This is a genomic window from Haploplasma modicum ATCC 29102 (assembly GCF_000687835.1).
In the GTDB taxonomy this organism is placed as follows: domain Bacteria; phylum Bacillota_I; class Bacilli_A; order Acholeplasmatales; family Acholeplasmataceae; genus Haploplasma; species Haploplasma modicum.
On the sequence record NZ_JHYB01000002.1, the window covers coordinates 315,193 to 327,544 of the forward strand.

Sequence of the window (12,352 nt, forward strand, 5' to 3'; positions counted from 1 at the left end):
GTAAATTATTGCATCCGTTTTAATTTTTGCATTATTTTTTATATTTGATATAATAGAGAAGTTGAAAGGATGTTAATTATGATTAGAAAAATAAATGCTAAGGATAAGCGAGCATACTTAAAAATGTCAGATGATTTTTACAGTTCTAATGCAGTATTAGTTAAAACAAAAGCTTATAATGCAAGTAAAACATTTGAATTATTAATGAAAGAATCAAGTTACGTAACTGGATATTTTTATGAAGTTAATAATATAATAACAGGTTACATGCTACTAACTTTTAGATATTCTAATGAAATTGGCGGATTTTATGTCCACATTGATGAATTATATGTAAAACCTGAATTTCAAAGTTTAGGAATTGGTTCAAAAATGATTGATTTTGTAAATAAAGAATATGCAACAAATAACAACAATCGGATAATGCTTGAAGTTAATGAAGAAAATGTTGATGCAATTCGCTTATATGAAAAACGCGGTTTTGATGATGCAGGATACCGTTTTATGATAAAAGACTAAGAAAACTTAGTCTTTTTTTATATTATCATAATAAAATTTTTCATGATTTTTCCAGATATTGTAATCATCTTTGGTTAGACTTCTAATTACTCTTGCCGGATTTCCTGCTGCAAGTACATCACTTGGGATATCTTTAACAACAACTGAACCTGAACCAATCACTGTATTATTACCAATTGTAACACCGGGATTTATTACAACATTACCACCTATCCAAACATTATCCCCAATAGTAATTGGATATCCTAATTCAAGACCACTATTTCTTACGTTCTTATCTAAGGGATGTGTTGCTGTATAAAGTGCGACATTAGAAGCAAGCATCACATTATTACCTATTGTTATTTTACATACATCGAGCATAGTACAATTAAAATTAGCAAAGAAATTATTACCAATTTCTATGTTTGAACCATAGTCAACATAAAATGGTTTATTAATATTTAAGTTAGTCCCTGCATAAGCAAACATTTTTCTTGCTAGTTTTTCTCTTTTTTTAAAATCCATTGTCTTTGTTTTATTAATTTTATCACTAATAGTTCTTCCTCTCCTAGCAAGAATCTTTAGTTCTTTGTCGCTTGCCAAGTAAAGATTACTACTTAACATCATTTCTTTATTTGTCATTTAATATCTTTAATAACTCCTTTGGCTTATTTATTAAAAAGAAAGGATTTAATAACTTTAATTCTTGTTTCGATCTAAAACCCCAACTAACTGCACAAACGTCTATTTTAGCGTTATTAGCGGTTTTAATATCTACTTCACTATCACCTACAAAGATTGCTTCACTTGCTTTAACCCCTAATTTTTCAAGTGCGATATTAACCATTTTAGGGTGTGGTTTAACCGGAACATTTTTCATTTCACCAATTGCAAAATCAAATAAACCTTCAAACATATCAATATTAAGTCTATGAACTGCATCATTCATTTTATTTGATGTAATAGCTAGCTTATAGCCAGATTTTTTTAAACTTATTAGGAGGTTAATTATTCCCTTATAAGGTTTTGTATTTACATTAGAGCTACTCTTATAATGATTAAAATAATAGTTGTAAACTTCATACTGACTACTTAAACTAGTGTTTAGAGGTAGACTATCTTTAACTAATCTTTTTGAACCGTTTCCTAAGTTTCTTTTCACTTGTTTTGTACTTAATTTATCAAATTTAAATACTTCCATCGTATGATTTAAACTATACTTAATATCTTTAATTGTATTTAGTAATGTTCCATCTAAATCAAAAATAATTGCCTTATACATAATCTTCACTTCCCTTTTACTTTATAATTATCATAGCACATTATTAGTCAAATATATAGTTTTAGTATAGTATTAATTTATAGGAGGGATTATTATGGAAAATTTTGATGATAATCTAGAAAAAATTAAAAATATGATTATTAACGATCCAATTAACGAAGCATATACTAGTAAAAATATTATGCCTCTTTATAGTGTAAATAAAAATTCCAAAATTTTAATTGTTGGACAAGCACCAGGTATAAAAGCCCAAAATTCTAAGATTACTTGGAACGATAAAAGTGGTGATACCCTAAGACAGTGGTTAGGTGTTAGTAAAGATGAGTTTTATAATACTAATTTGTTTGGTTTAATTCCCATGGATTTTTACTATCCAGGCAAGGGTAAATTGGGTGACTTACCACCAAGAAAAGAATTTTTTCATTATCATGATTTAATTTTACCCAATTTAGTTAAAGTTAAGCTTATTATTTTAGTTGGTTTTTACGCTCAAAAATATTATTTAAAAGATTTAGTGCAAAACAATTTGACAAATACTGTTAAAATGTTTGACTCATATTTACCAAAATATATCGTTATTCCTCATCCATCTCCACTAAACTTTAGATGGTTAAACAAAAATCCTTGGTTTAGTAATGATATAGTGCCTAAAATTAGTTTAATCGTTAGATCTATTCTTAATAATAAAAAAAACTAGCATAACTAGTTTCATTTATTAATTAACTTTTTCACTAAAATATCAACTTCAGCATATTTTTCTTCTTTTGTTGGTTTATCTGCCAACCTATTAAAAGATTTTTCATAATTTTTTAATTCATTTTCTTGATACTGACTAATGACATATGCAATAATATTATATTTAAAGATTGCATCTACTCTTTCATCATCTAATAATTTAATAAAGATATCGCGCATTAGTACTGGTCTTTTTGCTAGAACTAATGCTATTTCTTTACTTACTAAAAAATTCATATTTTTCATCCAAAGTAGTAAGCCATCAATTAAATATGTAAAATCATCATCACTTAATTCCATCATATCATCAATATAAAAATTATCTAGTTTGTGTGCTGGTAAATATTTTAACACTTCTTCTTTTTTCATTTTATCACCTCTTTAATTATACTATATAAGTCTAAAAAGGTTAAATTTAATGCTTGACTTCCTTGGCATCAAAGCCTTGTTTGCAAACAATTGTTTCAACATTACTAAGGTATGAAAGAATCTTTTTAACCTCACTTTCAACTGTAATTATTTTAACGTTTGGACCAGCATCCATTGTGAAATACGCGATAATTTTATCACTGCGCATTTTTTTTACTAAATTAATTAAATAATTAGATTCTTCATTTTTATATTTGATGCCACTTGCTTCAATAATTTCATGCATTCGTTCACTATTTTCTTCAGCAATAGTACCAACAGCATTAATATCTTTATTTTTTAATACAATTAACATATTATTATAATCTTTTTCTGATGCTACTACAAATTTATTATATAATTCTTTATTTTTAACTGATTTTTCCATAGCAAAAGTACTGCTAATTTTTTTTTCATTTTTGTCTAAAAGACAAACAATAATTCTAAATTCATCCCATTTAACATCTATTTTTTTGGCAACACTTGTTTTATCAGTTCCTTTTTCCCAAACTACAAATCCACCATAAATACTTCTACTTGCTGATCCAGAACCAAGTCTTGCAAGTCTAGATATCTCTTCCTGACTTAAATCAAATTTAAATGCTTTAACAAAAGCTGTTGCAATGGAAGCAAAACTAGAGGCACTACTTGCAAGTCCAGCTGCCATTGGCACATTGTTAGTTGAAATAACCTTAACATAACTAGAAACATTTAACTCTTTTCTAAGTCTATTTAAGTAATTTATGACACGCATACTTTCCTTAGGATTTTCTACGCCATTTATTATAACTATATCTTTTTTAGCATCATTTAATATCGTAATTTCTGTATCTGTATATAAATTGTCAACAGTAAAAGATAAACTAGATTGATATGGTAACCTCAAATCTTCGTCTAGTTTGCCCCAATATTTTATTAATGCAAAATTAACATATGCTCTTATCATTTTTCAAATCTCCTAAGTTATAAAACCAAACTTTGTTATTACTTAATTCATCTTTTATTTTTAAGGCTTCTTCTTTTGTTTTAACTAGTAGAATTATTGATCCACCCATTCCTCCACCAGTTAGTTTACTACCTAAAACTTGGAATTTTTTAACACTTTCAATTAAATTATTAATAGTTTCATTACTTACCTCAATTTTTTCTAATAATACTTGAGCTAAGTTCATAGTTTGTCCCAATTTTTCTATATCATTTGTTGCTAAATAATTAGATGCATTATTAGTTAACATTGCAAGTTCTATAAATACTTGATTAACAACATCAAAATCTTTATTGTAAAGTTCTCTAACGTGATCTACTGCAATTTTAGTTTTACTTGGTAAGTTACTATCAACAATTAATAAATATGCATTTAAGTTTATACTTAAAATACGAAATCCTTCATCTTTAACAAATAAAATTGGTTTTTGATAAACAATCGTATAAACATCTAAGCCACTTGGATTTGAATGGTTAATCTTTTCAGCATACATAGCTAAATTAATCAATTCTTGATTAGTAATTACTAAATTAAAGGCATTGTAAATTGCTCTTACAATAGCAATACTAACTGATGCACTAGATCCTAATCCTCTTTGCCCAAGAATATTTGAGTTAATCTTAAAATGAAGACCAAATTTTTTTATATTTAGTTTATCTAAAACATAGTATATAAGTTTACTTACTCCCTCTATAACTAAAGGACTTTCATTTAATAAACCCTTATAGTACATTGAATCAATCGACAAATCATCATTAGTTTTAGTAATTTCAACCATTGTTTCAATTCCATTAAAAGGAATTGCAATTGCTGGCTTGCCATAGACTACAGAATGTTCACCAATCAAAATTATTTTAGCTCCTGCTTTTCCTATACCTATTTTCATTAAAATATCCTCATCAATAACTCATAAATAAATGGTGAGGCATAAAATGACATAAATAAAACACCAAAACTAACCCCAATTTTTGATAAAAAGCCACTTAATAGGCTTATTGCTAAAATAATTAACAACCCAATAAAGCCAGAATCTAAGTAAACAAGCAAAACAACCAATGATAATAACAATGTTAAAACTGCCTCTTGTGGAATATACTTAAAAACTATTTCAGTCATCTTATTAGAATATTTCAAAGATAAATAAACAGTAATTGAAAGAGCAATTGCTACACCAATTAAAATTGCAATTAAACTTACTGAAAAACTTAACTCAAAAAATTTGTTATCAGGATTAAAGATTATCGCACCTGGACCCATTGCTGCTGGTGATAACGGAAATTTGAAGGCTAAAAGTGAAATCATTATTCCAGCAAGATATGATGCATTACTTATTGCATTCATTATACTAACTTTTGTAAATGCCTTTTGTTCTTTATCTTTGATATTACTAGATAGTGTATCACCAATTAGTAATGTCATTCCAACTGGTGATAAAAATATTGTTAAACTTGCTAAAATACTTGAAATGACGGATTTTTTCATTTCTATTTTATCTAAGATATTAAATAAATTATAGTTTGAATCATCTTCTTTTTCAATTGTTATTTCTTTATTTCCTTCTACTGTTGCCTTTTGTCTTTGTTTTTTAAAAAATAACATAAAAATACTAAAAAGTAGTGGGCCCATTGTAATACTTAGAAAAAATGGTGTACCACCAATAGGATGAATCTTTCTTGAAAAGACAACTATTAATGCAAAAGGAATTATCGCTAGTAATGAAATTATTTTTTTCTTATTAAGTAATGATAAAACAATTGCACCTATTAAAAATATTTGACCATTATATTTAGCAATATTACCTTTAATATCAAAATTTGTGTTTTTTTCAATTAAATAAACAAAGAAAAATACTAACAATGAAACCGGAATAGCAACAACCGTTCCTATAAATGAGCCAATAGTCATTTTTCTAATACTACTTGAAGTTTTACCTTGTTCTTTTAAATAACTACTACTTTCAATTAAAGGTGTACTCATAACCCCACCTGGAATTGAAGTTAATGCCGTTGGAATTGAGGCAGTTGTTGTAATAGTTACTATCGATGCAATAAAAAAGGTTAAAATAATTGGAAGTGGAATTCCGATAATAACTAAAACTGCAGTAACTGGAACAATAACTGATGTCTCATCAGTTCCTGGTATAATTCCAACAATTGTATACAAGAATGTAGCTAAAATGGCACCAAGGGCCATTTGAAAAATTAAGATTAGATCAATAGTCATTTTCTCTCACCTTTAACTACTTTTACATTTCTTTTTGGTTTAATCCAAATTGTATTAATAATAAATCCTATTACTACTGCAGATAATCCTAAAATTAACTTTAAATCTTTATTTAAGGCGGGCATTAGTATTACAATTAATAAAATACTAAGACTTATTAAAAGGGATAATAAAAAATCTTTTATACTGATGTATTCGCCCCATAATGTTACTCTTTTATTTTTTTTCATTAAACCCTCCAATTGTTCAACTACCGAACATATTAATTATACATAATATTTTATTATATTTCAAGTATACTTTAATTAATTTTAAAGTATAAAGAAAAAGCTTTGAATGATCAAAGCTTGCCAAATCTACGATTTCTTTTACTATACTCTTTAAATGATTTCTCTAAATCTTTCTTAGAAAAAGAAGGCCAATGTTTTTTAATAAAAATTAGCTCTGCATAAGCATTTTGCCACAACAGAAAATTTGACAATCTAACTTCTCCACTAGTTCTTATTAATAAATCAACATCTTCTTTCACATATAAAAACTCACGCAATTTTTCCTCGGTATAAGGTTTTTCAATTTGATTAAATGCATTAATTATTTCTTCTTTACTACCATAATCAAATGCAATTTGTAAAATCATTCCCTTATTATTTCTTGTTTGCGATTCTAATTTATCTATAACCAAAATTGTTTCTTTAGGTAGTTTAGTTCTTCTCCCAACAAAAATTATCTTGTATGAAATGTCTTTTAATCGATCTATATTTTCATTTAAATATTCAAGTGGTTTTAACATTAAATAATCTACTTCAGCTTTTGGTCTATTCCAATTTTCAGTACTAAAAGCATAAACAGTTAGAAACTTCACTCCTAAATTATTAGCATGATTAGCTATTTTAAATAAGTTTATTGCCCCGTTATAGTGTCCTAAATTACGCGGTAAGCCTCTTTTTTGTGCCCACCGACCATTTCCATCCAAAATAATAGCAAGATGACTTGGTACTTTAAATTTCATTTCTTGTATATCCTTTTATTACTTTCGATAGTTCGTTTTTTACTTCATCATTTGATATATTTTCAAATATACTAGAAATATGTTCAATTTGAATACTGCAATCAAAATTATCATCTTGATGCTCAATAAAAATTCTAGAATTACTTGTCTCAGTAAAATTATTGATGCGATGATCAATTAATAGTTCTTCGTATAATTTTTCACCAGGTCTTAACCCAACAACATCAATTTTTATATCTACATCAGGAATTAAACCAGCAAGCATAATCATTTTATTAGCTAAATCAATAATTTTAACTGGTTCTCCCATATCTAATATAAATATTTCTCCCCCTTTAGCATATGCGGCACTTTGTAATATTAAGCCAACAGCCTCAGGTATTGTCATAAAATATCTTGTAATGTTTTTATGGGTAACAGTGATTGGACCACCATCTTCAATTTGTTTTTTAAACAAGGGAATCACACTACCATTAGACCCTAAAACATTACCAAATCTTACTGAAGAAAACATGGTTTTACCTTGATTATTATAATAACTAATAATAAGTTCAGCATATCTTTTTGTTGCTCCCATAACATTTGTTGGTCTAACAGCTTTATCACTTGAAACTAAAACAACTTTTTTAACGCCATATTTTACTGAAAGTTTTGCTACATTATTTGTTCCAATAACATTAGTTCTAATTGCTTCTCGTGCACTATCTTCCATTAAAGGTACATGTTTATATGCTGCTGCGTGAAATACAATTGATGGTTTATATGTTTCAAAAATCTCTTCAATTCTTTTTTCATTATAAACACTTCCAATTAAAACTTTAAGTTCAGTTTTAATTGAACGATTTTTATATTTTAAACGTTCTAATTCCATTTGAATATCATATGCATTATTTTCATAAATATCAAAAATAATTAATTCTTTGGGACCTAATTCAAAAATTTGGCGGCATAACTCACTACCAATTGATCCACCACCACCTGTTACAAGGACAACTTGATCTGTTAGTAAATCAAAAATTTGATTATTATCTAGTTTTACGACTGTTCTTTCTAATAAGTCTTCAATTTTAATAGTTTCAATACTTAATCTTTGATTTTTTTTGTAGTCATTCATAAAAGATGTTTGCTTTAATGAAATACCAATTCTATTGTTATTAATATATTCTAAAATATTATTTAATTTAGCCTTAGGAAAATCATTAATTGCTAAAATAACCTCATCAATTTTATATTTCTCAATAATATCATCTAATTGTGACAAAGTACCGAGAACTGCCTTATTTGAAATAGTTTTACCCAGTTTAACTGGATCATCATCTAAGAAACCAACTACATAGTTATTTAAATCTTTATTATTATTTATTTCAAAAATAGCCATTTCAGCTTGTGAACCAGCTCCTAAAATAATTGTACGTTTTGAATCTTTTAGTGATTTAACTTTTACTTTTTCATATGTTAAAAAGATTCTAATCCCGACACGATATCCTAATATTCCTGTAACCTCAAAAGCTGTAATAAATAAATATACTGATTTATGCATAAATTTAGGAATACTTGGTAACATTAGTAATAAAACTAGCATAAAATTAGTTAATAAAATAACTAAAAATATCCTAAGTACATTATTAAAATCTAGATGAGATAGCATAATATTATATATCCCAAATGCAAAATTAATTGCTATCTTAATCATTGTTATCACAACTAGTGATTGAATTAAAATTGGAAAGTCTGAGTTTCCACCTATCACTCTTACCACTAAAACTGAAAATACATAGGATAAGATAATTATTATTATATCAATTAATACTAAAAGTAATGTAAATCTATTCTTCTTTAAGCTCTGCATTTAAATTCTCCTTACTACTCTTTTTGTCTAAAACAAATGCTATACTAAATCCTAGAACTAATAATAATATACTTGCTATTATTGTTACATAGTTTATTTTATCAAAAAAGTCGTGATACTTACTATCTTTATACATTGAATAAATTATATTCATTGGCGAGATTAGTAAGATTACTAAAACCGAATAATTAAATGAAATTCGGTGTTCTTTTATTAAAACATTAATTAATTTTGATAAAATTACTACACCTATTAACATACCAAGCATTAAAAATAAAGTACTTGGTAAATATCTAAATGCTTCATTAATTTTTAATGTTGTTAGGGCTGATACCAAATTTGATATATCACTAATGATTGTATCAAAAACACCAAAAATCATTAAAAACATTGCACTTGATAGGCCTGGAACTATTAGAGGTATTGCTGTTAATAAGCCAATTATAAAGTAACTTAGTAAATTTAATTCTTGACTAGCACTTGGCTTAATAAACATTATAGCAATCATTACAACTAATGTTATTGTAGCTATTAAAAAATTATACCAAATCTTCTTATTATTAATTATTGACTTTAAAATATTAGGTACTGCACCTAAAATAAAACCAATGAAAAGTAAGGTAACTGGAATTGGAAATAAGCTATAAACACTTTTAATAGCTAATACTCCAATTAAAATTCCTAGCGTAATACCAATTAAGCAATCAAAGATACTTAGAATTGATTTAATTGGTTTCTTATTTAAATTACTTAATGCTTCAATCAATTTTTCGTAAATACCAAGTGAGGTTGCTAGCATACTACCACTTATTCCGGGTAAAATAAATGATATTCCTACGATAGACCCCTTAAGTATGTTTATTAAAAACTTCATTTTTTTCTCCCTTAAATAAATGTATTTGTCAATTATATCACTAATTGGTCTCTAGGAACACATTTACTAAAATTATGTTTTTATTATTCTATATTTTTTTCAAAATTCCACGAATCTCTAACCATATCTTCTACACTTAAACTAGTTTCCCAATTTAACTCTTTAAAAGCTTTTTCTGAACTTGCATAAACTGTAGCAATATCCCCAGCTCTTCTTGCAACTATTTCATAAGGAATATCTATTTTATTAATTTTTTTAAATGTTTCAACTAACTCTAAGACTGAGATTCCAACTCCAGTTCCTAGATTATAAACTGAGCATCCTTTATTTGCTTTATTTAATGCTGCCAAATGACCTTTAGCTAAATCAACAACATGAATATAATCTCTAACACCAGTCCCATCAACAGTGTCATAGTCATTGCCAAAAATAAAGAGTTTATCACGCTTCTTACTTGCAACTTGTGTAATATAAGGCATCAAATTGTTAGGAGTTCCTTGTGGTATTTCACCAAGTAAGCCTGACTTATGTGCCCCAATTGGATTAAAATATCTTAATAATACAATTGTTTTATCACTTCTGTTTTTTGCATAGTCATTTAAAATACGTTCACACATTTTTTTCGTTTCACCATATGGATTAGTAGTTTCCATTAAGGGACTTTTTTCACTTAAAGGACTTGGTTGATCGCCATAAACTGTTGCTGATGAGGAAAATATAAAATGACTAACATCATATTTCTCCATTAGTTTTGCTAAATTAATTGTTGAAAGTAAATTATTTTCATAATATTTAAGTGGTTCTTTTGTCGACTCACCAACTGCCTTAAACCCTGCAAAATGAATAATTCCATCAAAGTTTTCTTCTTTAAATAATTTATCCAATAAATCATAATTTTTACAATCAATTTTATGAAATGGTACTAAAACATTTGTGATTGTTTTAATTTTATCAATAACATCTTCAAAGCTATTGCTTAAATCATCAACAATAACAACCTCATGACCATCTTTAATTAATTCGACTGCCGTATGTGAACCAATATAGCCTGTACCACCTGTAATTAATATTTTCATTTACTTATCTCCACGCTGATATCATCAGCTGTCTGTTCAATTGTTTTTTTAGGTTTAATTAAATTTTTTGCATAATCTTCTTTATTAATTTGTTTACTTCTTGCTATTGTAAGACTACCACTTGGAACGTTTTGAGTAACCGTAGAACCTGCTGCTAAGAACACATTATTACCAATTTCTACAGGTGCAATTAAATTAACATTACATCCGATAAAAACATCATCACCAATTTTTGTTTTATGTTTTAAAACGCCATCATAATTAACCGTTACTGATCCACAACCAAAATTGACATTATTACCAACTTCACTATCACCTATGTAGGCAAGATGAGCTGCTTTAGTATTATTTCCTGTTGTTGATTTTTTTACTTCCACGAAATTACCAATACGATTATCTTTTCCGATTACAGTTTTTTCTCTTAAATGAGCAAATGGACCAACCGTTGTATTTTCCATTACTACTGAATCATAAACTAATGAATGCTTAACAGTTACATTTTCATGAATCACAGAATCATGAATTTCTGTATTTGGACCTATTTTTGCATTTTTCTTAATAACAGTATTACCTGTAATTGTAGTATTAGGTAAAATAATTGCACCTCTTTCAATAATTATATTGTCCCCTAAAGTAACTGTTTCTGGGTTAATTATTGATACTCCTTCGAGCATATGACGTTTATTTACCATGTCTCTAATATATTTTTCAGCAATGCTAATACTATATAGATCATTTACCCCCATTGTTTCGTGAGGGTGTCTTGCTAAGAAGGAATTTACTTTATATTTTTTATGCATTAATTCAACAATATCTGTTAAGTAGTATTCATTTTTATTTTTATTAACTTTTACTAAATCTAAAACTTCAAATAATTTTTTTAATGTCTACAACATAAATACCAGTATTAACTTCTTTAATATTTTTTTGATAATCATTACAGTCATTTTCCTCAACGATTGAAATAATTTGGCCATATTCATCTCTATTTATTCTGCCATATCCTTTAGGATAATCAACATTCATTGAAACAACTGTTAAATCATTTCCCATATCTTCATGCGCTCTAATGATTTTATTAATTAAGTGATTACCAATTAATGGAACATCGCCAGCAGTTATAAATAATGTTCCTTCTTTATCTTTGAAAAACTCTTTTGCTTGTAAAACAGCATGTGCTGTTCCAAGTTGTTCTTCTTGAAAAACATAACTAACTCGGTTTCCCAGTATTTGCATTAAATATTCTTTCTTATGGCCAACTACAACAACCGATTGATCAACAACTGATTTTTCCATATTTTCAATGATATATTCAATCATTGGTTTACGTAAGATTGGGTATCCACACTTTGGTAAGTCAGACTCCATCCTAGTACCCTTACCTGCTGCTAATATTAATGAATAATTCAT

General features: G+C 27.3%; 15 protein-coding genes. 2 read left to right on the forward strand and 13 right to left on the reverse strand.

Annotated elements, in window-relative coordinates; genetic code table 11:
- Positions 1 to 78: 78 nt before the first annotated feature.
- Positions 79 to 519: a GNAT family N-acetyltransferase gene (locus T352_RS06080; RefSeq protein ID WP_051615697.1), complete on the forward strand. Its 441-nt coding sequence runs from the start codon at positions 79 to 81 to the stop codon at positions 517 to 519.
- A 6-nt stretch (positions 520 to 525) separates the two neighbouring features.
- Here the strand turns inward: T352_RS06080 and T352_RS07360 are convergent, their stop codons facing one another.
- Together T352_RS07360 and T352_RS0101560 are read right to left on the reverse strand one after the other, a co-directional pair.
- Complete coding sequence (locus T352_RS07360; RefSeq protein ID WP_026391471.1) at positions 526 to 1,143, reverse strand: sugar O-acetyltransferase; 618 nt, start codon at positions 1,141 to 1,143, stop codon at positions 526 to 528.
- Complete coding sequence (locus T352_RS0101560; RefSeq protein ID WP_026391472.1) at positions 1,133 to 1,783, reverse strand: HAD family hydrolase; 651 nt, start codon at positions 1,781 to 1,783, stop codon at positions 1,133 to 1,135. Before T352_RS0101560 ends, T352_RS07360 begins: the two co-directional genes overlap by 11 nt.
- A gap of 94 nt (positions 1,784 to 1,877) precedes the next feature.
- On the opposite strand from T352_RS0101560, the gene T352_RS0101565 reads away from it, so the two are divergent.
- The gene (locus T352_RS0101565; protein WP_035344748.1) at positions 1,878 to 2,480 is read left to right on the forward strand and encodes a uracil-DNA glycosylase family protein; all 603 of its coding nucleotides are present in this window, start codon (positions 1,878 to 1,880) and stop codon (positions 2,478 to 2,480) included.
- Between the two features lie 11 nt (positions 2,481 to 2,491).
- On the opposite strand, the gene T352_RS0101570 is transcribed toward T352_RS0101565, so the two are convergent.
- The 11 genes from T352_RS0101570 to T352_RS07315 form a co-directional block, all read right to left on the reverse strand.
- A complete protein-coding gene (locus T352_RS0101570; protein ID WP_162151090.1) occupies positions 2,492 to 2,887 on the reverse strand; it encodes a DUF5071 domain-containing protein in 396 nt (131 codons plus the stop codon).
- A gap of 46 nt (positions 2,888 to 2,933) precedes the next feature.
- Positions 2,934 to 3,872, reverse strand: a complete 939-nt coding sequence (gene mvaD, locus T352_RS0101575; RefSeq protein WP_035344751.1) for a diphosphomevalonate decarboxylase — start codon at positions 3,870 to 3,872, stop codon at positions 2,934 to 2,936.
- Positions 3,853 to 4,797 carry a mevalonate kinase gene (gene mvk, locus T352_RS06085; protein ID WP_035344754.1) on the reverse strand — a complete coding sequence of 315 codons (945 nt, stop codon included), beginning with the start codon at positions 4,795 to 4,797 and terminating at the stop codon, positions 3,853 to 3,855. Before mvk ends, mvaD begins: the two co-directional genes overlap by 20 nt.
- Complete coding sequence (locus T352_RS0101585) at positions 4,797 to 6,134, reverse strand: tripartite tricarboxylate transporter permease (RefSeq protein WP_051615699.1); 1,338 nt, start codon at positions 6,132 to 6,134, stop codon at positions 4,797 to 4,799. The genes mvk and T352_RS0101585 overlap by 1 nt, the downstream gene beginning before the upstream one ends.
- Positions 6,131 to 6,364 carry a hypothetical protein gene (locus tag T352_RS0101590; RefSeq protein ID WP_162151091.1) on the reverse strand — a complete coding sequence of 78 codons (234 nt, stop codon included), beginning with the start codon at positions 6,362 to 6,364 and terminating at the stop codon, positions 6,131 to 6,133. Before T352_RS0101590 ends, T352_RS0101585 begins: the two co-directional genes overlap by 4 nt.
- Positions 6,365 to 6,474: 110 nt before the next feature.
- Positions 6,475 to 7,143 (reverse strand): polyprenyl diphosphate synthase, encoded by a 669-nt coding sequence (gene uppS, locus T352_RS06090; protein WP_162151092.1) that lies wholly within the window; start codon positions 7,141 to 7,143, stop codon positions 6,475 to 6,477.
- On the reverse strand, positions 7,133 to 8,992 hold the full coding sequence (locus T352_RS0101600; protein ID WP_035344760.1) for a polysaccharide biosynthesis protein: 1,860 nt from the start codon (positions 8,990 to 8,992) through the stop codon (positions 7,133 to 7,135). The genes uppS and T352_RS0101600 overlap by 11 nt, the downstream gene beginning before the upstream one ends.
- Entirely contained in the window at positions 8,970 to 9,866 is an 897-nt protein-coding gene (locus T352_RS0101605) for a DUF368 domain-containing protein (protein WP_026391479.1), read from the reverse strand. The genes T352_RS0101600 and T352_RS0101605 overlap by 23 nt, the downstream gene beginning before the upstream one ends.
- A gap of 83 nt (positions 9,867 to 9,949) precedes the next feature.
- Positions 9,950 to 10,942: a UDP-glucose 4-epimerase GalE gene (galE, locus tag T352_RS0101610; protein WP_026391480.1), complete on the reverse strand. Its 993-nt coding sequence runs from the start codon at positions 10,940 to 10,942 to the stop codon at positions 9,950 to 9,952.
- Complete coding sequence (locus tag T352_RS07310) at positions 10,939 to 11,742, reverse strand: DapH/DapD/GlmU-related protein (protein WP_232361949.1); 804 nt, start codon at positions 11,740 to 11,742, stop codon at positions 10,939 to 10,941. Before T352_RS07310 ends, galE begins: the two co-directional genes overlap by 4 nt.
- Before the next feature lie 67 nt (positions 11,743 to 11,809).
- Positions 11,810 to 12,352 carry a sugar phosphate nucleotidyltransferase gene (locus T352_RS07315; RefSeq protein WP_232361950.1) on the reverse strand — a complete coding sequence of 181 codons (543 nt, stop codon included), beginning with the start codon at positions 12,350 to 12,352 and terminating at the stop codon, positions 11,810 to 11,812.

Bases quoted from the DNA above. Each gene is read 5' to 3' on its own strand.
- T352_RS06080 (WP_051615697.1), top strand. From the start codon at position 79: ATGATTAGAAAAATAAATGCTAAGGATAAGCGAGCATACTTAAAAATG.
- T352_RS07360 (WP_026391471.1), bottom strand. From the start codon at position 1,143: ATGACAAATAAAGAAATGATGTTAAGTAGTAATCTTTACTTGGCAAGC.
- T352_RS0101560 (WP_026391472.1), bottom strand. From the start codon at position 1,783: ATGTATAAGGCAATTATTTTTGATTTAGATGGAACATTACTAAATACA.
- T352_RS0101565 (WP_035344748.1), top strand. From the start codon at position 1,878: ATGGAAAATTTTGATGATAATCTAGAAAAAATTAAAAATATGATTATT.
- T352_RS0101570 (WP_162151090.1), bottom strand. From the start codon at position 2,887: ATGAAAAAAGAAGAAGTGTTAAAATATTTACCAGCACACAAACTAGAT.
- mvaD (WP_035344751.1), bottom strand. From the start codon at position 3,872: ATGATAAGAGCATATGTTAATTTTGCATTAATAAAATATTGGGGCAAA.
- mvk (WP_035344754.1), bottom strand. From the start codon at position 4,797: ATGAAAATAGGTATAGGAAAAGCAGGAGCTAAAATAATTTTGATTGGT.
- T352_RS0101585 (WP_051615699.1), bottom strand. From the start codon at position 6,134: ATGACTATTGATCTAATCTTAATTTTTCAAATGGCCCTTGGTGCCATT.
- T352_RS0101590 (WP_162151091.1), bottom strand. From the start codon at position 6,364: ATGAAAAAAAATAAAAGAGTAACATTATGGGGCGAATACATCAGTATA.
- uppS (WP_162151092.1), bottom strand. From the start codon at position 7,143: ATGAAATTTAAAGTACCAAGTCATCTTGCTATTATTTTGGATGGAAAT.
- T352_RS0101600 (WP_035344760.1), bottom strand. From the start codon at position 8,992: ATGCAGAGCTTAAAGAAGAATAGATTTACATTACTTTTAGTATTAATT.
- T352_RS0101605 (WP_026391479.1), bottom strand. From the start codon at position 9,866: ATGAAGTTTTTAATAAACATACTTAAGGGGTCTATCGTAGGAATATCA.
- galE (WP_026391480.1), bottom strand. From the start codon at position 10,942: ATGAAAATATTAATTACAGGTGGTACAGGCTATATTGGTTCACATACG.
- T352_RS07310 (WP_232361949.1), bottom strand. From the start codon at position 11,742: ATGCATAAAAAATATAAAGTAAATTCCTTCTTAGCAAGACACCCTCAC.
- T352_RS07315 (WP_232361950.1), bottom strand. From the start codon at position 12,352: ATGAATTATTCATTAATATTAGCAGCAGGTAAGGGTACTAGGATGGAG.